This window comes from Thiomicrospira sp. WB1, assembly GCF_001507535.1.
Taxonomy (GTDB): Bacteria; Pseudomonadota; Gammaproteobacteria; order Thiomicrospirales; family Thiomicrospiraceae; genus Hydrogenovibrio.
In genome coordinates this window covers 190,801-212,153 of the sequence record NZ_LQBN01000001.1, presented here as the reverse complement: position 1 = coordinate 212,153, position 21,353 = coordinate 190,801, and the positions used below count along the sequence as shown (strand labels likewise).

Genomic DNA, 21,353 nt, shown 5'->3' with positions numbered 1-21,353 from the left:
GCCGTATGACTGTATTTAGCATTTAAAAGCGCCAGCACTTTAGGACTGACTAAATGCATTTCAGCTAGCAGAGTTTGAAAGGAACAAGCCACACCCCATACCATACTGGGGCAGGCAATGCAGTTCACGAATTAGACGTTGTAAATTAGGAGTCAGGATTTAAGAATTATGAGTTAACTGAAATTGTCACTCGAAAAGCCTAATAGAGATAAGTTATTGATGCCAACAAGCTCAGCAGCATGAGTGATTTCATCCGACGTCACGGACGAAGGTGTCAATTGGTTTGTCACGTACCAAACGCTCGCATCACCAACTATATCCGCCGTCAACAAAACCAATTTGCCACTGCTTGTGGGATCAGCAAGAGCTTGACCAGTACCAAAAAGCCCGGATATTGAGGACGCCGTGTTTAATCCATACCCTGACACAACCAACACATCACCGTTTTGCCAAGCTTGCTCGCCAGTACTTTGTGAGTCAATCGCGGTCGTTGCAGCGGTTGCATTCACGACATCCAAGAAGCTGGAAAAATCCAATTGATCTCCGCCCGTTCCACGCTCAAAATTTTGGATGACATCAAGGTCATTGGCACCAATCGAAACGGGGAATTCAATAACATCTTGACCGGCGTTCAATTCAACGAAATCCTCGCCAGAGCTTAACGCAATGCGACCGCCCTGGTCAGGCAGCATAATTTGGTTGTCAGTGTCATTACCCTTCACATCAAACGCTTGAATGGGCGCAAGCTCTAAATCAATGTCTACAACATTGGTTAAATCGCCTTCAATCAACCCGGCTGTTGCATCATCAATTGTGATAAGCTGCTTTGACAAATCAATTTCTACTGAAGCGAGTTCCTCGTCACCCGAATAGGACAAGACGCCGTCTTTTTCCAAAAAACCTTGTGTGTCAGCTGCATCTGGAACCTCGCTCTTTTCTTTTTCTACCAACAATTCACTAATAGCAAGTCGTGTATCGCTCGAATAACCCTCCAAAGCCAAGGAGCTTGTTCCATCAGGGTAAATGGCCTGTTCCAAAAGACCTAAGGTGACCAGGTGGTCATCAGCGTATTTTGATAATTCCAATAAAAGCTGTGCCTCTGTGATCGAACCTGAATAATACAGTTGCAGGCCCGTTTGCAACAAAGCTGGATCAATGGCTTGGCCGGTTAATTCCTGATAACGGGTTTGCAAAAAAACTTCGATGGAGCGACCCGCATTTGCAAATTCTGTTGCGAAACGTTCTGAATTAAGAAAGCTTGATGCCATTTGTTCAAGAGAAACGCCATTTCTATAGGCTTCTCCCCAGACAAGCATTTGCTCATCAGGCATTGCCCCCCCAAACGCTGCTTGATAAAGCTTCCCAATTTGTAAATTAATGTCAAACTGAGGCTGCTGAAAACCTAAAAAGGCCAGAGCAGGTTTTGAAATAAGGTCGTTGCTTAACTCATCAGTCCATTTGCTTGTTTCATCCTGATTTGGTAGGCGAAATTGGGACGCTTTGAAAAACGCATTCACATAAAATTCATTGGTTAGTTCTGGCATGAGTTAAATTCCAAACGATTGGCTTGTAAAACCTCAGGTTTTACTTTTAAAGTAAAATTGTAAAGAAAAAATCTTCCCACTAACTGGCAAGTTCTTTGCATTGGATTTTTTAACAAACAAACATAAAGCATAAACCATTCCAAACTCATCCAAAGCTTGTTTACAACCAACCCACAACCGATAAACCTTTTTGAATATAAAAAAAGCGTAACGTATGCCTATTAAAATTTTTCCGGTGGTTCTGATCCTTCTCCTGCATGGCTGCTCTGACGAATCTTCAGAACCTATTAGCTTGGGTTCAGCACAGGATATCCATTTTAAATCACCGCCGGACTTCCTAAGCTTTAGAGCTGGTATCCAGCGCAAAAATGGATTTTTTAATTATTTTGTACCACTGATTCATGAAGCGAATCGTAACATTCTGCTTGAGCGACAACGATTAACCACGCTGATGCATCAGGATCGTTTAGGCCCTTCGGACCAGACCTGGCTGACAAGCTTAGCCGAGCGCTATGATTTGGCTGACTTCAACCCCGGTCAGCCATCGGACCAGGTAGCCCTGCTCAAGCGCATCGATATCATTCCAACGTCTCTTGCATTGGCGCAGGCCGCTAACGAAAGCGCCTGGGGTACATCACGATTTGCACGTCAGGCCAACAACTATTTCGGTCAATGGTGTTACACACCCGGTTGCGGACTGGTACCGAAACAACGTAATGCCGGGGCCTCTCACGAAGTGCGCGCGTTTGACCACCCCTTTGACTCCGTCAAAAGTTATCTGCACAATTTAAACAGTCACAGGGCTTATTCCGAGCTGAGAAGCATTCGGGCTCAACAGCGCCAGGCCGGACAACCCATTACCGGCCTAGCGTTGGCAGAAGGGTTGAAGCGCTATTCCGAGCGAGGCGAACACTATGTGGAAGAACTTCAGGCAATGATTCGTTACAATGAACTGTTCAGATTTAATCAATACAACCAGACCGCGAACCGAGACTGACCAACCTCAAGCAGCAAAAGGATAAAACATATGCCATTACTTGACAGCTTTACCGTCGATCACACCATTATGAAAGCGCCCGCCGTGCGTGTGGCCAAGACGATGAAGACCCCCGGGGGTGACACGATTACCGTGTTTGACTTGCGCTTTACGCGTCCCAACATCGACATTCTCGGCGAAAAAGGCATTCACACCATGGAGCACTTGTTTGCCGGTTTTATCCGCGAACACCTCAATCGTGAAGGGGTCGAAATCATTGATGTCTCGCCCATGGGCTGTCGCACCGGTTTTTACATGAGCACCATCGGCACGCCCGATGAAAAAGAAGTGGCCAAAGCCTGGGAAGCGGCCATGCAGGACGTACTGAATGTTCAGAAAATGGAAGACATTCCCGAGCTGAACAAATACCAGTGCGGCACCTACACCATGCACTCACTGGACGAGGCCCAGAGTATTGCACGCCATATCATTGATCAGGGCATTGGCGTCAACAAAAATGCCGACCTGGCCATGGATGAAGCCACCCTCAAGTCGCTGGGCAACGCGGTTTAACTTCCTTTTTTACCAGGCCTGGTTTTTACCGGGCCTTTCTTTTGCCTCTTTTTAGGACCCGATACGCTATGCGACTCGCCATCATCGGCGCGATGGAGGAAGAAGTCTCTCTGTTGCGCCAACAGCTCCAAGACCTGAAAACGGAGACCCGAGCCGGTTTTGAATATTACCTCGGCCGGATTCACAAAACCGATGTGATTTTGCTGCGCTCCGGCATCGGCAAAGTAAACGCCGCCATCAGTACCGCGCTACTGCTTGAAAAATATCAACCGGATGCCGTGATCAATACCGGTTCCGCCGGCGGCTTTCACCCCGATCAGGAAGTGGGTGACATCGTGATCAGCCAATCGGTCCTGCATCATGACGTGGACGTCTCGGTCTTTGGCTATGAAAACGGTCAGGTCCCCGGCAGCCCGCACCACTTCACACCCGATCCCAAACTGGTCGAAATCACTCAAAAAGCCATTGAATCCCTGGGCGAAGTGGCTCACATGCATGGACAGATTGCGACAGGGGACCGTTTTATGCATCACCCGGAAGATGTGGCGGCGACGCGGGCGAAGTTTCCTGACATGATTGCGTGCGAAATGGAGGCGGCGGCCATCGCCCAGACCTGTCATCGTTTTGACACGCCGTTTGTGATCATTCGCTCCTTATCGGACATCGCTGGCAAAGAAAACGCGCAAACCTTTACCCAATATCTTGATCAGGCCGCGACGCATTCCGCCAAATTGATTCTGGAAATCATCCACAAAGCCGACGATTTAGATTAAGGCGACCCTCCAAGCCGCAATGCACGACGGTCCAAGCGGCCCAAGCGGTTTCACATGAAACGTCCGACCGCTGTGGGCTGACCCCAATAAGGGCCCTGTGCCATATCACAGCCCATTTGACGCAAACGTTCGGCCCGAGCGGCATCATCAACCCCAGTGGCGACCACCGACGCATCCAGTGTGTGCGCCATATCAATCACTGCACGCACGCAGCGCGTTCCTTCCACGGTTTTCAACTGCTGCTCGAGCCAGGTCTCATTCAAGCGCATCTCCGACAGCGACACCTGCCCCAGACGAGTCAAGTCCAGTGCCAAACGACCGACATCACTCAACGTAATCTGAAAACCTGCCTGCGAAAACGCGTTCAGGCTCGCTAGATGCGAGTCGTCGTTCAGTCCGTCCACGCCGACATTGAGATGAACCTGCTCGGGAGAAATGCCATGCGACTGTAATCGTTTAACCAGAAAATCCACACTGGCTGGCGATGCCAGCCGACTGGCAAGCCCGGGGAGGCTCACCGTCCAATCCGGCGCCTGACGCTGCCAGCGCGAAAGATAATAGCAAACCGAGTCCCACAGCCACGCATTCACCCGCGTCGCATCGGGATGATTCCCCAGCAAGCCGTCCAAATCCGAAAGAGCTTGCACATCGGGCGCATCTGGCCAGTTCAGTGTCAGAGACACCCCCACAAATTGATCGCGCTTAATGTCGACCTGATGTTGCGCCAACAGTTGAAAATCACCCTGTTCAACGGCTTGTGTGATGCAGGCCTGCAACGGCTTTTCAGCTTGGCATCGCAACTGAGGCAAGCCACTGAAAAACGCATAGGTTTTCTTGCCTTGTTCTTTCGCGTAATACAGCGCCTGGTCGGCCCGGTCAATCAATTCCGAGGCCAATTTGCCATCCTGACCATAGGTTGCCACACCCAGGCTGGGCGAGGTATTGACCGCCTGGTTTTCAATCCAATAGGGGCGAGACACTTCCCGAATCAGACGTTCACACACAGCGGCAAGAGTTGCCTTTTTTGCCACCCCCGGCAACACCAGAACAAACTCATCTCCGCCCAGACGGGCCACCATATCCGTGTCTTTGACCGCGTTTAATACCCGGGCACTAACCAGCCGCAACAGCTCATCCCCGGCATGATGTCCCAGCGAATCATTCACCAATTTAAAACCGTCCAAATCCATAAACACCAGACTGAAAGGTGATTGACTGCGCTGAGCATGCATCACGCATTCATTCAAATACTCATATAAGCGCGCACGGTTCGGCAAATGCGTCAAAAAATCAAAGTGTGCTTGCTTGTATAAATGATGCGTGCGCGCCTGAACCTCTGACTCAATCCGAAGGGCCATGTCTGGCGGGTAAGCAAACTTACTCTGCAAACGCGACAGTATCTGGCCCAACCCGCCAGACGAGCGATACTCGTCGTTTTCAGACGGTTGGATTCGGTCTTGATTGGCTGCCATCAGATCCCGCGACCAAGACGTCGCCGGGGCCTGAACATTATTAATGTGTGGATGAACCAATTCCAGCATTGTTTTCCCCTGTGAGAAGGCTTTAAGCCAGCCATTTCATCGATGGTGTGTGCCTTTGCCCGTATCAAGCAAACCCAGTGCCATCTTTTTGCATTCCCCGAGTAGGCGCCAGTCAACCACCACCGTTCACATTGATATAACATCTTGGCACGGCTTCTGCTTATCGACCGTTAACGATAACCTTGAGTGGTTTCGGAACGAAATAATAAGGCTAAACACAAGGAGCTTTACCATGACCATGAACCCAACACTGAATCAAACACCGGTCGAAAATGACGCTGCCCCATTGCTGCAGGATTATCACCGCAACCCGCAAACCGAAGAAAACCTGGCCGATGATCCGGCCAAAACGGTGATGCTGCTGTTGCAAGGCGTGGTGGACAAAGGCAATCTGGCCAAACTTTGCCATACGTCTGAAGCGTATGTGGAAAAAGGGTTCCACCTGGGTCGTATGACCACCATCCTGGATGCACTGCGCGATCGTCTGGCCCTGACAAAGGAAACCCCGCTGGCCTATGATCTGGACGAGCTGTATCGCTATGCGGACAAAGCCATCCAGGAAGCGGTCTACGAAAAAGAGAGCTTCTACTTGGACAGCGCACTGGAAATTCTGACCGAAATCCGCGACGCTTGGCTGGAAATGATGCATTCATCTGGACAAATGGACGATAACGACTGAGCCGTGTTGACCCAACCCGGGTGACAGCTCAGAACCAACCCGCCCGGCTGCGCCGGGCGGGTTTTTTTATGCCTGAGACATTTCCAACAAACCACCTTAACTAATCCCCCTAAGCAATTGATAAAAAAGAGGTCTATCCCGTGATTATTTTTCTAGCAGTCGCTTGACATGAGTGCTAATTCTTGTATAGTAATGGTATTCAAACCAATTTAGATATGAGGTGATCGGTATGTCTAAGCAACTGATGGCATTCCAACAAAACCTGGTCCCCGGTCAGAATCTGGAAACCTACCTGCGTACCGTGCAGACGTTTCCGCAGCTGAGCGCGGAAGAAGAGCGTGAGCTGGCCGAACGCCTGTATTACCACCAGGACCTGGAGGCGGCACGCCACCTGATCCTGTCTTCGCTGCGTTACGTGGTACCGATTGCACGCTCTTACAATGGGTACGGCCTGCAGCTGAGTGATTTGATTCAAGAGGGTAACATCGGCCTGATGAAGGCGGTCAAACGCTTTAATCCGGGCGAAAAAGTCCGTCTGATGACGTTTGCCGTCCACTGGGTTCGCGCTGAAATCAACGAATTTGTGATCAAAAACTGGCGCATCGTCAAAACCGCCACCACCAAAGCGCAGCGCAAACTGTTCTTTAAGTTGCGTGGCGCCAAAAAATCCCTGGCCTGGCTCGGCAATGATGATGCGGACAAGGTGGCAGAAAAACTGGGCGTGACACGCAAAGACGTTCTGGAAATGGAGTCCCGGCTTTATGGTCAGGACATGCCCGTCGACATGTCAGCGGACGAAGAAGAAGACAACAAACACTATCCGGTTCTGGTCAGCCAGGAGATGGACCCGGAAGCACAACTGGTGGCAGAGTCTCAAAACGCCTTCGATCTCGGTCACATGAAAGCGGCCATGAAACAGCTGGATGAACGCAGCCTGGATATTCTTCAACAGCGCTGGCTGGCAGAGAAGAAAACGGGCCTGAAGGCTCTGTCAGAAAAATATGGCGTGTCCATGGAGCGGATTCGACAGATTGAACAGCAGGCGATCAAAAAATTGCGCCAGGCCATGGCCGAAGCGGCTTGAGCCGTCAAGCTGGACAACGCCAACTGAAATTAGCTGTTTGTCAGACGCGCTTCGGCGCGTTTTTTTATGCCCGGTTCAAACGCCCTGTTCAAGCCAACGGCTTAGCGCGCAAGTGCAGCCGGAAGGCATGCGAGGCTTGCGGTGCCACCACAATGGACTGGTCGAGCACATTGCCGGCTTCAACGCACAGCATTTTTGACCAGGCCTGGTTGTCCATGTCATCAAAGCCCCCGATCAACTCAGCGCCGGGGTTCCAGACCACCGTCGCCGTCGCGCCGGTTTTCTCAATTTCAATATTGCGTTTTTTGCCTGGGTCATGCAGTTGGACTTGGCCCGGCTGATTCAGATACACACGATCCAGGGGCGGCACAATCGACAAAACGTCTTCGGCACGATAGGGTGGCAAGTCTGTCAACTTATCATGGCAAACACTGTCCCCCAGCCCCGTCACAAACACCTCATTGGCATCGGACACCGAAAAATAACTGTGCATCGCTTCCGTGATCACAAACGGCTTGGTATCCAGATTACGGGAGGTCAGTGTCAGGGTCAGTTCCGCACCAACCAGGACTTCCAGGCTCAGCTCAAAATGCCACGGCCACAGAGCGCGGGACTGGGGTGTGTCGTGAATGCGAAACGTCAATCGGGTGCGCCCCTGCTCATCACTGTCCGAGGACACCAGCTGCCAGGTCATGTTGCGCACAAACCCATGCGCGGGCAAGCCTGGCTCCGCAGACACCCCAAACCAGGGCCAGCAGATAGGAATCCCACCGCGTACTGGCTTTTCACCACTGTAATGGGCCCGCTCGGACACCCACAATAAATCCGGCTGCAATTCGCCTGTATCCAGCCTTGGGGCAAAACTTAGCACACTGGCGCCATGGGTGGTCATGACCAGACGCGCAAAGTCATTGTTGACCTCAATCAGCGTCAAGGCACCCTGACGGTACAAGTGCATGCCCTGTGGGAATCGTTCGGCCCGTTTCAACGATACGCCTCCAGTGTCCGGGTTAACAGGGCATCATCATAATCCCCCGTCACATAAGCCTGCCCGATCGATTTCAGCAACACCAGACGAATCCGCCCGGCCTGAACCTTTTTGTCCCCCGCCATTAGACGCAGAAACTCGGCCACGGACAAGTCCGCCGGCGGCTTCACCGGCAAACCGGCCGACTCAATGACCCGGCTGATCCGCGCCTGATCGGCTTCGGTCAGATCTCCGAGCAGACGTGACAGATAGACGGCCTGCATCATCCCGGCCGCCACCGCCTCGCCATGCAGCCAGACCCCATAGCCCATGCCCGCTTCAATCGCATGACCAAACGTATGACCGAGATTAAACAGTGCCCGCAATCCGGCCTCTTTTTCATCCTTGGCGACGATGGCGGCCTTGTTGGCGCAGGAACGGCGGATCGCCTCCGTAATGGCCTCGGGCTCACGCGCACGCAATTGCGGCATGCGCGCCTCCAGCCAATCAAAAAACGGCGCATCCACAATCAGCCCGTATTTGATGACTTCGGCCAACCCGGCCGACAACTCGCGATCCGGCAATGTATCCAAGGTGGTCACATCAATGATCACGGCTTCGGGCTGGTGAAAAGCGCCGATCATGTTTTTGCCTTTCGGGTGGTTCACCCCGGTTTTTCCGCCCACCGAGGAATCGACCTGGGACAGGAGCGTGGTCGGCATTTGAATGAACCGCACGCCCCGCTGATAACTGGCTGCGGCAAATCCGGTCATATCACCGATCACGCCACCGCCCAGTGCCACAAAAGTACAGTGACGATCAAAGTGATGCTCGATGGCCACATCAAAAATCCGATTGAGAACGTCCAGATTCTTGTACTGCTCCCCATCGGGCAAAATCACGGTTTGCACTTCATACTCGGCAAACGCCGCCCGGGCCCGTTCCAGATAAAGCGGGGCGACCGTGGTATTGGTGACGATCAAGACTTGCGTTCCCTGAACATAAGGACGCACTTGCTCAACCTGCCCCAAAAGCCCCTGTCCAATGACAATCGGGTAGCTGCGTTCTGCCAGCTCCACACCGAGGGTTACCGGCGCCATCACAGATGAATCCGATCTCAATTGTGTTTGCGTCACTCTGTCTCCTTTCACGCTTTCACAGCCACCGTGTCCCATCCCTTTTCCGCAAATGAAACACGGCTTTTAAATCACCGCCTGCTCGGTCAACTGATCCATGATCTGACGAACCACTTTGTGCACCGACGCCTGTTCGGTCTGGATGACCAGATCGGCCACTTCGCGATAAAGCGGATCGCGCTCAGTCATGACGTTTTTTAACACCGCTTCGGGGTCGTCTGTCTGAAGCAGAGGGCGGTTGCGATCATGGCGGGTTCGGGCAAGCAACGCCTCCAAAGACGAGCGCAGGTACACCACAAACCCGCGTGAACGCAGATGCTTGCGATTCTGGGGCTTTAGCACCGCCCCACCACCGGTGGCCAGGACAATGCCCGGCTTCTGGGTCAACTGATCAATCAGACGGCATTCGCGCTTGCGAAAGCCCGCTTCGCCCTCAATATCAAAAATCATGGGAATCGACACACCGGTTTTGGCTTCGATTTCATGATCGCTGTCAAGAAAACGGTAATGAAGCTTATCCGCCAGGATGCGTCCGACCGTTGACTTTCCGGCCCCCATCGGCCCCACCAAAAAAATACTTTGTTTCTGCATGCGCTCTATTGTAGCCCAACTCCTCCCCGGCAAGAAGCCAAGGCAGGATTTTGTTTGCCACATGGCCCAACCAAGTCTGATAAAATGTGGTATTTATTTGTCACTGATGCCACCCAAACCAGAAGGAAACCTGACATGACGGGCTCTCTGTTTATCATTTCCGCCCCTTCCGGAGCGGGCAAAACCTCCCTGGTCAACAAGCTGACAGACAAAGATCCGCTGATTGATGTGTCCGTGTCCACCACCACCCGGGCTCAGCGTCCGGGTGAAGAAGACGGCATCAACTATCACTTTGTCGATGTGGCCACTTTTGAACAGCAAGTGACTCAGGGCGACTTTCTCGAGCACGCCCAAGTCTTCGACCATTATTATGGCACCTCAAAATCCGCGGTTGAGTCACAACTGGCCAATGGGAAAGACGTGATTCTGGAAATTGACTGGCAGGGTGCCCGACAGGTGCGCGATTTGATGCCGGATGCCATCAGTATTTTTATACTGCCGCCCAGCCTGCCGGAGCTGGAAAAGCGTCTGAAAAACCGACAGACCGACAGCGATGACATCATCGCCCGCCGCATGCAGGATGCCGTCAATGAAATGCGTCACTATGACGAGTTTGACTACCTGGTCATCAATAACAACTTTGACATCGCACTGGGCGAATTACATCACATCTTTCTGGCCAATCGCCAGCGGCGCGCGCATCAATTTGAACAACACCGCGCCTTGATACAAGCACTGACCAAATAACAGGAGCATACATGCCAGGTTTTGAACTGTTTGACCACCAGGAAAAACAACAGGTCGCTGAAGTCATGGACCAGGGGTTCACCTTTCGCTATAACTTTGATGGCCTGCGAAATAACGTCTGGAAAGCCCGTGAGCTGGAAGCACAGATTTGCGACACCCTTTCGGTCAAACACGCCCATCTGGTCTCGAGCGGTACCGCCGCGCTGTCAACGGCCCTGGCTGCCGCCGGCATCGGCGCGGGGGATGAAGTCATTGTGCCACCGTTCACGTTTGTCGCCTCGGTGGAAGCCATCGTGCTCGCCGGCGCCATTCCGGTCTTTGCCGAAATCGATGACACCCTGACCCTCTCGGCCGAAGGCATTGAAGCGGTCGTCACCCCCCGCACACGGGCAGTCAACTTTGTGCACATGTGCGGCACCGGCGGCGACATGGACGCGGTGAAAGCCGTGTGTGATCGCCACGACCTGATCCTCCTTGAAGATGCCTGCCAGGCCACTGGCGCTACCTACAAAGGCCAGGCGCTGGGCACCATCGGCCAGGTCGGAACCTTTTCATTTGACTCGGTCAAGACCATCTCCTGCGGCGAAGGCGGTGCGGTATTAACCAATGACGAACGCATCTATCAACATGCGCATCAATATTCCGATCATGGGCACGACCACATCGGCAATGACCGCGGCGCGGAAGATCATCCGATTATGGGCACCAATTACCGCATTTCTGAGATGAATGCCGCCGTCGGCGTGGCTCAGTGGCAAAAACTGGATCGGATTCTAAGCATTCAGCGCCAGAACAAACGCCGCCTGAAAGAGGCGTTAAGCCAATACGACGAAGTCAGCTTTCGACGCCTGACCGATGCCGATGGTGACAACGCCGGTTTCCTGAGCATCTTCCTGCCCACGGCCGAGCGGGCACAGGATGTGACCCGACAATTGAGTGAAGCAGGCATTGGCGGGGTGTTTTACTGGTATGCCAACAACTGGCACTACCTCAAAAACTGGTCGCACATTCATCGCATGCACAGCTCGGCGCGCCTGCCGATTGAGCTGGTGGATCAGCGCCCGGACTACACACAGGTCTCCGTCCCCCAGTCGGACGAGATCATGAGCCGGACCGTCTCTTTCCTGATTCAGCTGTCCTGGGATGAAGCCGAAATTCATAAACGCACTCAAGCGTTTCACAACATTTTTAACCCATAACGTTTCACCAGGCCTGGTAAAAAGGTCACACTGAAAACCGCAAAGGAATTGGATGAAATACCGCAATTTTAAAACCGTACCACGTATGATTTTCGGACGTGGCAGCTTTGACCAACTGGACGATGTTCTGTCTGAACAACGCCGGAACGAGCAGGATTTTGCCGTATTCCTGGTGGATGAAGTGCATCAGGGAAAGCCACTGGCTGAACGTTTACCGCTCGCCGACCCGGATCAGCTGATCTGGCTGGACGTCACCGACGAACCCAAAACCACCTACATTGACCAGTTGGTGGAAAAAATCCAGGCGTTTGCCGACGGTCAACGTCCGATCAGTGTGATCGGTCTGGGCGGCGGTTCGTCTCTGGACATTGCCAAAGCGGTCTCTCTGATGCTGACCAACCCGGGCAGTGCGGCCGACTACCAGGGCTGGGATCTGATCAAACACCCCGCCATCCATCATGTCGGCATCCCCACCATTTCCGGCACCGGAGCCGAAGCTTCCCGCACCACGGTTCTCACCGGACCGGAGAAAAAACTGGGCATCAACTCCGACCACACCGTGTTCGACCAGATCATTATGGATCCGGACCTGGTGGAGGGTGTCCCCAAAAACCAGTGGTTTTACACCGGCATGGACTGCTTCATCCACAATGTCGAAGCCCTCAATGGCACCTACATCAACGAATTCGCCCGTGCTTTTGGCGAAAAGTCGCAATCCCTGTGTCATGAGGTGTTTCTGGACGATCACCCCGATGCCGATGAAAAACTGATGATGGCGTCCTACTTTGGCGGCCAGTCCATTGCGTACAGTCAGGTTGGGGCCTGCCATGCCCTGTCGTACGGTCTGTCTTATGTACTGGGATACCATCACGGCATTGGTAACTGCATTGTGTTCAATGTGCTTGATGACTTTTATCCCGAAGGCGTTGCCACCTTCCGCAAAATGATGGCCAAACACAACATCACCCTGCCCGAGAACGTCTGCGCCGATCTGAGTGACGCGGAAATGGACAAAATGATTCAAGTGGCCTCGGGGTTGGCGCCCTTGTGGGACAATGTGTATGGGCCGGATTGGCAGAACAACGTCACCCCCGAATTGCTGCGTGGCCTCTATGAAAAAATGTGAGGCGGCCTGATGCGAACCATTGCACTGATTCCCGCGCGTTACGACTCTTCGCGCCTGCCGGGCAAACCGCTCAAGGACATCGGCGGAAAACCCATGATCCAACAGGTGTTCGAGCGGGTGCAGCAAGCCAGAGGATTGAATGCGGTCTATGTGGCCACCGACGATGACCGCATTCGCGAAGCGGTCGAAGCCTTCGGCGGCCAAGTGGTCATGACCCCCGCCGAGGCCGAATCGGGCACCGATCGCATTGCCGCCGCCGCGCAAGCGCTCAACCTGGCGGACGAGGATTTGATCGTTAATGTTCAGGGCGACCAACCCCTGATCCACCCCGAATCGATTGAAGCCGTGCTCACGCCGTTTCAGACCCCCGATGCCTCAGACTTTGATATGACCACGCTGTCTTTCAAAATCGTCAATGAAGCGGAAATCACCAGCCCGAAAGATGTCAAGGTGGTGTGTGATTATTACGGCAACGCGCTGTATTTTTCGCGTGCAACCATTCCCCACGGCCGGGATTACTGGGATCACGACTCGTTTAAACATCTCGGCGTCTACGCCTATACCAAGGCGTTTGTGGATCGGTTTAATCAGCTGCCTTCCAGCCGACTGGAAAACATCGAAAAACTGGAGCAACTCCGAGCGCTTGAATACGGCTATCGGATCAAAGTCATCGAAAGCCAGTGGGATTCCCCGGAAGTGGACGTGCCCGGCGACATCGAACTGATGAACCACCTGATTCAAGCCAGCCCTTAACGCCGTGCCCCGCGCCAACGATCCACGTCACAGCCCAAACGCTAACCAGGCCTGGTTATTTTACCGTTGGCTGTTGCGTCTGTTCAGCCCTGTTCTGGGACTGCTTACCCTTTACGAAGCCATAAACCGCCGGGGCGGCTGGCGTTATGTGCGCCAGAGGCTGGGCATTTACTCAAAAGCAGTGGCGTGGTCCGACCCGCTCTTGTGGATCCATTGTGCTTCGGTGGGCGAGGTACGCACCGTCACCGCTCTGGCCGACACCGCCCTGAAACAAGGCGAAACCCTTCTGATGACCACCCATACGCCATCGGGGCGGGAGGCTCTGTTGAGCTGGCGCAACTCGCACCCTCTGGCAGATAAGATCACACACGCCTACCTGCCTTTGGATTACCCCTCTTGCGTTCGCCGCTTTCTCCACCATTTTCACCCCAAACAGGCCTGGGTGGTTGAGTCAGAAATCTGGCCTCACTTGTTTTGCGCCATGGCTGAGCGCGGACCGATCCACTTAATCAATGCCAGACTGTCTCAACGCACCTACCACAAATTAACGACTGAAATCGTCCCCCGCCCAAACTGGTTCTGGCAACGTGTCCGCCAACTTTATCGCGAAACCTTTCAGTGCCTGACTCAGGTATTGGCCAAAAATCCCACGGAAGCCAGTCGATTTGTGACGCTGGGCGTGGATTCAAAAAACGTGCAGGTACCTGGCAATCTAAAGTTGGCCAATGTCCAGACCCACCCCGTCTATGCTAGGCTGACCCAACGCCCATACGTTTTATTGGCATCCAGCCATGACGACGAAGAATACCAGGTGGCCCGTCGCTGGTTGCAGCAGAACCCCTCACAACTGCTGGTGATTGTGCCACGCCATCCCGAGCGGCGCCGCGCCCTCCTCAAGCAGCTGCGTTCCTTGACAAACAAACTGACTCAAGCCAGTCGCAACGAGACCCCCACGCCCGACACCCGCCTTCATCTGGCCGACACTTTTGGCCAGCTGATGCCCTGGTTTGCGCACGCTCAAGTGGTCATCATGGGCGGGAGCTTTGCCCCTAAAGGCGGCCACAACCTGCTGGAACCGGCCTCGCTCGGCGCCTGCCTGATCACAGGGCCGGACATGCGTGACTTTGAACCCGAAACCCGAGCTTTGCTTGACGCCGACGGACTCAAACAATGCCAGGATTACGATCAGCTGATGACCACACTGTCGGCCTTGATGGCCAATCCTGACACCCGTCGAAAGATGGGACAAAACGCCAAAAAATGGTTAGAAGCCAATCAAACCGTGCTTGAACGTTACATCGCTCACCTGTTTCCGCTTAACACTCGACGTCGCGGCAGGTGGGGTCAATCAAGTAAATAGTTGAACCCCAAAGTAAAATACAGGTAAAATATCGGGTTCACTCCATAACTTACAGGAAATTGCGACTATGGCACGAGTCACCGTTGAAGACTGTCTGGACCAGGTTGAAAACCGCTTTGAACTGGTCATCTTAAGCGCGAAACGAGCACGCCAACTTTCTTATGGCGCCGAGCCCACTCTGGAATGGGACAACGACAAGCCATCGGTCATGGCCTTGCGCGAGCTGGCCGACAACACCATCGACAAAGACGTGGTGATGTCTGACCCTGACACCCCGCCTTTCTTCGGGTAATTCCCAGGCATGCCCACTCCGACCAGCCTTGACCCATTATTGGAACAGGCCGGCACCTACCTGAAAAAAAAACAACTGCGCCAGCTCAAGGCGGCGTTTGAATTTGGTGCCGAAGCACATAAAGGCCAGACCCGTAAGACGGGTGGCGATTACATCTGGCACCCGGTCGCGGTGGCGCAAATTCTGGCCAACATTCATCTCGACCATGAAAGCCTGATCGCCGCGCTTTTGCACGACGTGGTGGAAGACACGCCCTACAGCAAGCAAGACATCATTGACCGCTTTGGCAAAAACGTCGCCGAAATGGTGGACGGCGTCACCAAACTGGGCAAGCTGGAGTTTGACAACCCCAAGGAAGCCCAGGCCGAAAACTTCCGAAAAATGGTGCTTGCCATGGCACGCGATATTCGCGTGATTCTGATCAAACTGGCCGACCGCCTTCACAATATGCGCACGCTGGGCGTCATGCGTCCCGACAAACAACGCCGCATCGCATTGGAAACCCTGGAAATCTACGCGCCCATTGCCGCCCGTCTGGGCATCAATGCCATACGCATCGAACTGGAGGACCTCGGGTTCAAAGCCATGCACCCATTTCGGGCCGCCGTGCTGGAAAAAGCGGTGAAAAAAGCACGGGGCAATCGCGATGAAATCGTTGAACAGATCAACGAAGGCATCAGCAAACGGCTGGAGGATGACCATATTCCGGCTCAGGTCGTCGGGCGTGAAAAGCACCTCTACAGTTTGTACAAAAAGATGAAGTACAAGCACCTGAGCTTTGACGAAATTCTGGACATTTTTGCGTTTCGAGTGGTCGTCAACAGTGCCGATGAGTGTTATCGGGTGCTGGGCTCCGTGCATTCACTCTATAAGCCTTTTCCCGGGCGTTTTAAAGATTACATCGCCATTCCCAAAGCCAATGGCTATCAATCTCTGCACACGGTGTTATTCGGACCTTATGGCGCCTACATTGAAGTCCAGATCCGCACCAACGAAATGCATGAGGTCTCAGAGCATGGCATTGCCGCCCACTGGGTTTACAAGCAGACGTCTGACGGCGAACCCAGTCCTCAGCGTAATCACGCTCTTTCAGCCGTCGAGGTTCGCGCCCAGGAATGGGTCAAAAACCTGCTGGAAATCCAGCAGGGCGCTGGCAACTCGCTCGACTTTCTGGAAAACGTCAAGATCGACCTTTTCCCCAATGTGATTTATGTGTTTACGCCCAAAGGCGATATCATCACACTCCCGTCTGGCGCCACTGCCGTCGACTTTGCTTACGCCGTGCACACCAATATCGGCCATGCCACCGTCGGCTGCCGGGTTGATAAAAAACTGATCCCTCTGCGCACACGCCTCGAGAGCGGCCAGACGGTCGAAGTCATTCGCTCCAAGGACCTGCAACCCAATCCGTCCTGGCTGCATTTTGTTACCACCGCCAAAGCACGCTCTCAGATCCGTGCCTTTTTGAAAAACCAGCAATCCGAGTCCGCTTCCATCCTGGGCCAGCGCCTCCTAGAAAAAGCTCTACGCGGATTCCAACTCCACTACGAACAGCTCACCGATGCCATTCGCGAAGGCCTTGTGGTGGAACTCAAGCTGCAAAGCTGGGAGCAACTGCTGGAAGAAATCGGGCTGGGACGGCGCCTGTCGAAACTGGTGGCCAAACAAATTCATGACAGCCTGCTGGGCTCGGATGACGAAGTCCCACTCAATGAAGAAATCGGTGCCATGTCACACCCACTGGTGATCTCCGGGACCGAGGGGATGGTGGTGAACTTTGCCGGGTGCTGTCACCCCATTCCCGGGGATGACATCATCGGCTTTATCAGTGCCGAGAAAGGACTGGTCATCCACCGTCAGGAATGCGCCAACGTGCGCCACTTCAAAAATCATCCGGAAAAATGGCTGGACGTAAAGTGGGAAGAGCAAATCACTCAGACCTTTGATGTCGAGTTATTGCTAGAAGTGCGCAATACACGCGGGGCTCTGGCGACCATTGCCAGCAAAATCGCAGAAATGAAAACCGACATCGACCGGGTCCGCTCGGAAGACAAAGACGACTCTTACAGCCTCATGCACATTGTCATCAGCGTGCATTCCCGCAAACATCTGGCCGATGTAATGCGCAAACTCAAACGCCTAGCCATTGTGGAAAAAATTCACCGGGTCTGAAGGCCGACCCGTCTGGCAAGCGAAGTCTGCCCTCGGCCGCACGATAAGCATCGCATTTTTGCACAAAAACCCTTATCATTATTAAAAAGAAAGCACAGCCACTTTCGCTGATAAGATTCCAACTTTAAACACATAGAATGCACTTATGAAACAGATTATTCAGACCGAGAAAGCCCCCCAGGCAATCGGCCCCTATTCCCAGGCAGTCAAAATTGACAACACCGTCTATCTATCGGGCCAAATCGCGCTGCAACCGGACACCATGACCCTCAAAGAAGGCGAGATCAGTGAACGGATTCACCAGGTGTTTCGCAACCTTTCTGCCGTGTGTGAAGCCGCTGGCGGCAGCCTGCAGGACATCGTCAAGCTCAATATCTTTTTGACCGACATGGACCATTTTGCCACCGTCAACAGCATTATGGCGGAGTATTTCCAGGAACCCTATCCCGCCAGAGCGGCGGTAGCGGTCAAAACCCTGCCTAAAAACACAGACGTGGAAATGGACGCCGTCATGGTCTTGTCTTCTTATTGAGGTTGAACCAGGCCTGGTCAAATTGACCAAACGGCACATATCCTGCTAAGACACGAACATCCAATCAACACTCACTGACACGTAAAATGGGGCATCCTTATGCCATTGTGGTTTGAGAAAGGCGAATCCAGACGGTTTCAGCGCATCGACCTTCCGCTGAAACTTTACATCACCCCCAAAAACCCTATCAGACACATGGACATCATGGCGCTCGGCATTGATTATTTTCCGCCCATTGTCAAAAAACAACTCAATCAATACCAACGGGATGTAGAAAAATGGTTGCCTCAGGTACAGGAACACCAGGCCGACATGCAAACGGTGTTCAAACAACTGATGCAATCAGCCGACTTTTTTGCCCGCTGGACTGATGAACTGGCCAAAGGCCGAGCCCCCAATCGTGACAAAGACAGCTGGCTACGCCTGCACGCATATGCGAAAGGGGTTGCACATCTGCTCACACCGCTCAAAGCCACCCCAAAAACCTGTCAGTACCTCACGATGATTGATGACAAGTTGATGCAGTATTATCAGCACTTCAAGCAAATTATTGAGCACAGCACCCATGCTCAATTTCATTGCGACCGATTGCTGACTCAGCAAAACTTTGACATTGATACGGTCATGGCCGCGTTTGAATCCGACAAATACGCCCGCTCGCCACTGGTCCAGTCGCTATTGCATCTATACCGCTACATTGAAACGGTGCTTAATGCCTACGATGAGCTCAACCTGGACATGCATTCGCGTCAAAACCCAAAAGTCTGGGCCACGCAAACCGCCAACATTAGCGCCGGGGGCGTGGCGGTGTTTCGACCCAAGCGCTTTGCGCAAGGGGAAAAACACTTGGCCAATCTTTATTTTGCCGAGCAGAAAAAGCTGGTGCAACTGCCGGCTTACCTGGCCCGCTCTTTTTCGATACAACAGAAACACACCGAGTGCAATGCCTTCAACTTTGACTTCCCAAGCGGCCAGGACCAACACCTGATTCAACATGAAATCGAACGATTCGAGATTCTCGACAGCATGAATGTGGCACTGACATAGGACTGATCCCATGCCTCAATTAACACAGACCATTGAGCCCAAATACATGAACGAGTTGTCATTTACTTTGCGTAATGCCGCCTCAGAACTGCTTCGGGACGTGCCCCTGCGCCAGTTGCTGGAAATCAGCTTTGCCCAAATACCCGAATCACTTAACAAGCATTACAACTTATCCACCAGCCAATGGCACCAGACCAGCATTGCGGTGATTCTGACCAAACTTTCCATGTTCACGCTGGGCTCACACCTGCCCCCAAAAGCCCTGAATCACCTGCAGGCGGTTGCCGCTTACGCACTGGGACTGGAAAATACCAGCGCCGCCGACCTGGCCGAGCAAATCCGAAAAGACGCCCCCATTCTCGCCGAACGCTTGGACCAGTTACAGAAACTGCAAACCCGGCACAAGGTCAGCGCTTAACCGGCCTCACTGGTTCAGTGTGGAAACGGAAAAAGTAGCGATCAAATCAAACATCGGTTCACCTTCTTCCATCCCCATCGGCGCCAACACTGCCATATCGCCCGGCTCAAGCCGATGGTAAATCAGTTCGCCAATATTGGGTCGGTGCGTGACCATTACCAAATTGCCCGGCCCCGAAAAAGAGGCAATCCGTTCCCGTGTTTGCGCCAAGCGTGCCTTGGCCTGAGATTCGGGCAACGCACGAATCACGCGTAGCATCGGCGCGACTTCATAGCCACCAAACGCAATTTCAGCGGTGTCTCGAGTACGGCAGTGCGGACTGGCCAAAACCGCACGGACCTCTATCTGCCGTTGGCGAAACGCCTGACCGATCCATTGCGCTTGCTCACGCCCAACCGCATTCAGATTGCGTTCCGTAAAACAACTATCGTCCAGGGTGAGTGGATCACCAAATTCGCGATCAATGGCGGCATGTCGCACCAACACCACCTTTCCGCCTTCCTGTAACGCCTGCCAAAACGTCGCCTCATCATCGGCTTTCAGTGGTGTACTCATGACAACCAGCAGCCAGCCCAACACACCATAGAGCCCATATTTTTGCCATACTCGCATTTTCATCTCCCCCTGATCTCAACGATCTCAACCTGATTTCACCTAATTTTATGCCAGCGGCTGAAACCAATCGTGATGAAATTTCACAAGAGATCATAGACACCTGAAAACGAAGATGACAAGCGATCACAAATGTTATAACATCACAAAAAATGCACTGGACCCATTATGACGGCTCAAATCGACGAACGACTGCAACAAGCCAAACGAGTATGTCAGCAGAACGGCCAACGCCTGACCCCGATCCGGGCAGGGGTTTTACAATTATTACTTGAATCCGAGCAGCCGTTGAGCGCTTATGAGCTGCTCGCGCATTATCAGACCAAACACGTCAGCGGCGCCCAGCCCATGACCATTTATCGGGCGTTGCATTTTTTACAACAACAATCTTTAATTCATCACTTGAGCAGTCGTCGCCAGTATGTGGCCTGTGATCACCCGCATACGCACGCAGCGCACCGTTTGACGCAGCTGTTGCTTTGCGACGAATGCGGACACACTCAGGAGGTGCCCTTGGAACCGCACCTTTCTGAAGCCATGCAAAACCATGCCCAAGCGCATGCCTTTCGTTTAAAGCAAACCGAACTGGAATTACACGGCCTCTGCGCCCATTGCCAACAATCCGAAAAGGAACCTTCCCATGTTTAAGCGTTTATTGACCGGTTTGAGCCTTTGTGGATTTTTCGGCCTGGGGTGGTTGTCCTCGCCGGTTCTGGCGCAAGCATCGCACCATCATGGCGAGCATGACCCCGCACACCATCACAAAACAACGTCACACGCCCCCCATGTTCACGGACGGGCTGCCATGCAGATTCTGGTCGATGCCGACAATGTCCTGGTGGAAACCCAACTCCCGGCCGACACACTGTTCGGATTTGCTCATGCGCCGAGGACACCCGAGCAACATGACCTGATCCAGAAACGGCATAAAGCCCTGAAAACCAGCGGCATCCGCTTTACGAACACAGCCAAGTGTCGCATTACACACGCGCAGTGGAAAAATCCCCTGACAAGTCAGGCAGACAGCCATCAAACCAATCATGCCGACATTCAGATATCCTGGCACTATCACTGTCAGGCACCGACTCAATTGAAAGACGCCGATTTTTCTCCTTTGTTCCAAGCCTGGGCCAGACTGGAACAGATCGAACTGGAATGGCTCATGCCGAATAAACCAGCCAATGCCAAGCGCATCACACCTGAACACCCACATATTAAACTGACGCCCTGA

Annotated in this window: 23 protein-coding genes; 17 read left to right on the top strand and 6 right to left on the bottom strand. The window is 53.1% G+C overall.

Annotated features, from left to right (window positions below; all coding sequences use genetic code 11):
• Positions 1-173 precede the first annotated feature (173 nt).
• On the bottom strand, positions 174-1,544 hold the full coding sequence (locus AVO41_RS01000; protein WP_068581290.1) for a hypothetical protein: 1,371 nt from the start codon (positions 1,542-1,544) through the stop codon (positions 174-176).
• 214 nt (positions 1,545-1,758) lie between these two features.
• Here AVO41_RS01000 and AVO41_RS00995 point away from each other — a divergent pair, with 214 nt between their 5' ends.
• From AVO41_RS00995 to mtnN, 3 genes are all read left to right on the top strand, one after another.
• Entirely contained in the window at positions 1,759-2,541 is a 783-nt protein-coding gene (locus AVO41_RS00995) for a glucosaminidase domain-containing protein (protein ID WP_068581286.1), read from the top strand.
• Positions 2,542-2,571: 30 nt separating this feature from the next.
• Positions 2,572-3,093 carry an S-ribosylhomocysteine lyase gene (gene luxS / locus AVO41_RS00990; protein ID WP_068581283.1) on the top strand — a complete coding sequence of 174 codons (522 nt, stop codon included), beginning with the start codon at positions 2,572-2,574 and terminating at the stop codon, positions 3,091-3,093.
• 68 nt (positions 3,094-3,161) lie between these two features.
• Positions 3,162-3,866, top strand: a complete 705-nt coding sequence (mtnN, locus tag AVO41_RS00985) for a 5'-methylthioadenosine/S-adenosylhomocysteine nucleosidase (protein WP_068581280.1) — start codon at positions 3,162-3,164, stop codon at positions 3,864-3,866.
• Between the two features lie 50 nt (positions 3,867-3,916).
• On the opposite strand, the gene AVO41_RS00980 is transcribed toward mtnN, so the two are convergent.
• Entirely contained in the window at positions 3,917-5,407 is a 1,491-nt protein-coding gene (locus AVO41_RS00980; protein ID WP_068581277.1) for a bifunctional diguanylate cyclase/phosphodiesterase, read from the bottom strand.
• A gap of 232 nt (positions 5,408-5,639) precedes the next feature.
• Between AVO41_RS00980 and AVO41_RS00975 the strand changes: the two genes are divergently transcribed.
• Both AVO41_RS00975 and rpoH read left to right on the top strand, forming a co-directional pair.
• Complete coding sequence (locus AVO41_RS00975) at positions 5,640-6,086, top strand: flagellar protein FliS (protein ID WP_068581274.1); 447 nt, start codon at positions 5,640-5,642, stop codon at positions 6,084-6,086.
• A gap of 229 nt (positions 6,087-6,315) precedes the next feature.
• Positions 6,316-7,170 carry an RNA polymerase sigma factor RpoH gene (gene rpoH / locus AVO41_RS00970; protein WP_068581270.1) on the top strand — a complete coding sequence of 285 codons (855 nt, stop codon included), beginning with the start codon at positions 6,316-6,318 and terminating at the stop codon, positions 7,168-7,170.
• Between the two features lie 88 nt (positions 7,171-7,258).
• On the opposite strand, the gene AVO41_RS00965 is transcribed toward rpoH, so the two are convergent.
• The 3 genes from AVO41_RS00965 to aroK form a co-directional block, all read right to left on the bottom strand.
• Positions 7,259-8,158: a D-hexose-6-phosphate mutarotase gene (locus tag AVO41_RS00965; RefSeq protein ID WP_235584621.1), complete on the bottom strand. Its 900-nt coding sequence runs from the start codon at positions 8,156-8,158 to the stop codon at positions 7,259-7,261.
• Positions 8,155-9,237: a 3-dehydroquinate synthase gene (gene aroB, locus AVO41_RS00960; protein WP_068583168.1), complete on the bottom strand. Its 1,083-nt coding sequence runs from the start codon at positions 9,235-9,237 to the stop codon at positions 8,155-8,157. The genes AVO41_RS00965 and aroB overlap by 4 nt, the downstream gene beginning before the upstream one ends.
• Before the next feature lie 102 nt (positions 9,238-9,339).
• Positions 9,340-9,864, bottom strand: coding sequence for a shikimate kinase AroK (gene aroK / locus AVO41_RS00955; protein ID WP_068581266.1), 525 nt, complete (start codon positions 9,862-9,864; stop codon positions 9,340-9,342).
• A 135-nt stretch (positions 9,865-9,999) separates the two neighbouring features.
• On the opposite strand from aroK, the gene gmk reads away from it, so the two are divergent.
• From gmk to AVO41_RS00905, 10 genes are all read left to right on the top strand, one after another.
• A complete protein-coding gene (gene gmk, locus AVO41_RS00950) occupies positions 10,000-10,611 on the top strand; it encodes a guanylate kinase (protein ID WP_068581263.1) in 612 nt (203 codons plus the stop codon).
• 11 nt (positions 10,612-10,622) lie between these two features.
• A complete protein-coding gene (locus AVO41_RS00945; protein WP_068581258.1) occupies positions 10,623-11,810 on the top strand; it encodes a DegT/DnrJ/EryC1/StrS aminotransferase family protein in 1,188 nt (395 codons plus the stop codon).
• Between the two features lie 52 nt (positions 11,811-11,862).
• Positions 11,863-12,936: an iron-containing alcohol dehydrogenase family protein gene (locus AVO41_RS00940; RefSeq protein WP_068581254.1), complete on the top strand. Its 1,074-nt coding sequence runs from the start codon at positions 11,863-11,865 to the stop codon at positions 12,934-12,936.
• Between the two features lie 9 nt (positions 12,937-12,945).
• The gene (gene kdsB, locus AVO41_RS00935) at positions 12,946-13,689 is read left to right on the top strand and encodes a 3-deoxy-manno-octulosonate cytidylyltransferase (RefSeq protein WP_068581251.1); all 744 of its coding nucleotides are present in this window, start codon (positions 12,946-12,948) and stop codon (positions 13,687-13,689) included.
• A 4-nt stretch (positions 13,690-13,693) separates the two neighbouring features.
• The gene (locus AVO41_RS00930) at positions 13,694-15,049 is read left to right on the top strand and encodes a 3-deoxy-D-manno-octulosonic acid transferase (protein ID WP_068581248.1); all 1,356 of its coding nucleotides are present in this window, start codon (positions 13,694-13,696) and stop codon (positions 15,047-15,049) included.
• 67 nt (positions 15,050-15,116) lie between these two features.
• Positions 15,117-15,341 (top strand): DNA-directed RNA polymerase subunit omega, encoded by a 225-nt coding sequence (gene rpoZ, locus AVO41_RS00925; RefSeq protein WP_068581245.1) that lies wholly within the window; start codon positions 15,117-15,119, stop codon positions 15,339-15,341.
• Between the two features lie 9 nt (positions 15,342-15,350).
• Complete coding sequence (locus tag AVO41_RS00920) at positions 15,351-17,513, top strand: bifunctional (p)ppGpp synthetase/guanosine-3',5'-bis(diphosphate) 3'-pyrophosphohydrolase (RefSeq protein WP_068581242.1); 2,163 nt, start codon at positions 15,351-15,353, stop codon at positions 17,511-17,513.
• 145 nt (positions 17,514-17,658) lie between these two features.
• The gene (locus tag AVO41_RS00915; protein ID WP_068581240.1) at positions 17,659-18,045 is read left to right on the top strand and encodes a RidA family protein; all 387 of its coding nucleotides are present in this window, start codon (positions 17,659-17,661) and stop codon (positions 18,043-18,045) included.
• 99 nt (positions 18,046-18,144) lie between these two features.
• Positions 18,145-19,092, top strand: coding sequence for a hypothetical protein (locus AVO41_RS00910; protein WP_068581236.1), 948 nt, complete (start codon positions 18,145-18,147; stop codon positions 19,090-19,092).
• A 10-nt stretch (positions 19,093-19,102) separates the two neighbouring features.
• Positions 19,103-19,510 carry a hypothetical protein gene (locus tag AVO41_RS00905; protein ID WP_068581233.1) on the top strand — a complete coding sequence of 136 codons (408 nt, stop codon included), beginning with the start codon at positions 19,103-19,105 and terminating at the stop codon, positions 19,508-19,510.
• Positions 19,511-19,516: 6 nt separating this feature from the next.
• On the opposite strand, the gene AVO41_RS00900 is transcribed toward AVO41_RS00905, so the two are convergent.
• Complete coding sequence (locus AVO41_RS00900; protein WP_160326760.1) at positions 19,517-20,122, bottom strand: histidine phosphatase family protein; 606 nt, start codon at positions 20,120-20,122, stop codon at positions 19,517-19,519.
• A gap of 168 nt (positions 20,123-20,290) precedes the next feature.
• Between AVO41_RS00900 and AVO41_RS00895 the strand changes: the two genes are divergently transcribed.
• Together AVO41_RS00895 and AVO41_RS00890 are read left to right on the top strand one after the other, a co-directional pair.
• Positions 20,291-20,770 carry a Fur family transcriptional regulator gene (locus AVO41_RS00895; protein ID WP_068581227.1) on the top strand — a complete coding sequence of 160 codons (480 nt, stop codon included), beginning with the start codon at positions 20,291-20,293 and terminating at the stop codon, positions 20,768-20,770.
• Positions 20,763-21,353 (top strand): DUF2796 domain-containing protein, encoded by a 591-nt coding sequence (locus AVO41_RS00890; protein ID WP_068581224.1) that lies wholly within the window; start codon positions 20,763-20,765, stop codon positions 21,351-21,353. Before AVO41_RS00895 ends, AVO41_RS00890 begins: the two co-directional genes overlap by 8 nt.

What these genes read in the sequence shown, in the direction of transcription:
- kdsB (WP_068581251.1), top strand. Translation starts at nt 12,946, where the DNA reads ATGCGAACCATTGCACTGATTCCCGCGCGTTACGACTCTTCGCGCCTG.
- AVO41_RS00895 (WP_068581227.1), top strand. Translation starts at nt 20,291, where the DNA reads ATGACGGCTCAAATCGACGAACGACTGCAACAAGCCAAACGAGTATGT.
- AVO41_RS00915 (WP_068581240.1), top strand. Translation starts at nt 17,659, where the DNA reads ATGAAACAGATTATTCAGACCGAGAAAGCCCCCCAGGCAATCGGCCCC.
- AVO41_RS00945 (WP_068581258.1), top strand. Translation starts at nt 10,623, where the DNA reads ATGCCAGGTTTTGAACTGTTTGACCACCAGGAAAAACAACAGGTCGCT.
- AVO41_RS00910 (WP_068581236.1), top strand. Translation starts at nt 18,145, where the DNA reads ATGCCATTGTGGTTTGAGAAAGGCGAATCCAGACGGTTTCAGCGCATC.
- AVO41_RS00980 (WP_068581277.1), bottom strand. Translation starts at nt 5,407, where the DNA reads ATGCTGGAATTGGTTCATCCACACATTAATAATGTTCAGGCCCCGGCG.
- AVO41_RS00900 (WP_160326760.1), bottom strand. Translation starts at nt 20,122, where the DNA reads ATGCGAGTATGGCAAAAATATGGGCTCTATGGTGTGTTGGGCTGGCTG.
- rpoZ (WP_068581245.1), top strand. Translation starts at nt 15,117, where the DNA reads ATGGCACGAGTCACCGTTGAAGACTGTCTGGACCAGGTTGAAAACCGC.
- AVO41_RS00890 (WP_068581224.1), top strand. Translation starts at nt 20,763, where the DNA reads ATGTTTAAGCGTTTATTGACCGGTTTGAGCCTTTGTGGATTTTTCGGC.
- AVO41_RS01000 (WP_068581290.1), bottom strand. Translation starts at nt 1,544, where the DNA reads ATGCCAGAACTAACCAATGAATTTTATGTGAATGCGTTTTTCAAAGCG.
- gmk (WP_068581263.1), top strand. Translation starts at nt 10,000, where the DNA reads ATGACGGGCTCTCTGTTTATCATTTCCGCCCCTTCCGGAGCGGGCAAA.
- mtnN (WP_068581280.1), top strand. Translation starts at nt 3,162, where the DNA reads ATGCGACTCGCCATCATCGGCGCGATGGAGGAAGAAGTCTCTCTGTTG.
- AVO41_RS00940 (WP_068581254.1), top strand. Translation starts at nt 11,863, where the DNA reads ATGAAATACCGCAATTTTAAAACCGTACCACGTATGATTTTCGGACGT.
- AVO41_RS00975 (WP_068581274.1), top strand. Translation starts at nt 5,640, where the DNA reads ATGACCATGAACCCAACACTGAATCAAACACCGGTCGAAAATGACGCT.
- aroK (WP_068581266.1), bottom strand. Translation starts at nt 9,864, where the DNA reads ATGCAGAAACAAAGTATTTTTTTGGTGGGGCCGATGGGGGCCGGAAAG.
- aroB (WP_068583168.1), bottom strand. Translation starts at nt 9,237, where the DNA reads ATGGCGCCGGTAACCCTCGGTGTGGAGCTGGCAGAACGCAGCTACCCG.
- AVO41_RS00995 (WP_068581286.1), top strand. Translation starts at nt 1,759, where the DNA reads ATGCCTATTAAAATTTTTCCGGTGGTTCTGATCCTTCTCCTGCATGGC.
- AVO41_RS00920 (WP_068581242.1), top strand. Translation starts at nt 15,351, where the DNA reads ATGCCCACTCCGACCAGCCTTGACCCATTATTGGAACAGGCCGGCACC.
- luxS (WP_068581283.1), top strand. Translation starts at nt 2,572, where the DNA reads ATGCCATTACTTGACAGCTTTACCGTCGATCACACCATTATGAAAGCG.
- rpoH (WP_068581270.1), top strand. Translation starts at nt 6,316, where the DNA reads ATGTCTAAGCAACTGATGGCATTCCAACAAAACCTGGTCCCCGGTCAG.
- AVO41_RS00905 (WP_068581233.1), top strand. Translation starts at nt 19,103, where the DNA reads ATGCCTCAATTAACACAGACCATTGAGCCCAAATACATGAACGAGTTG.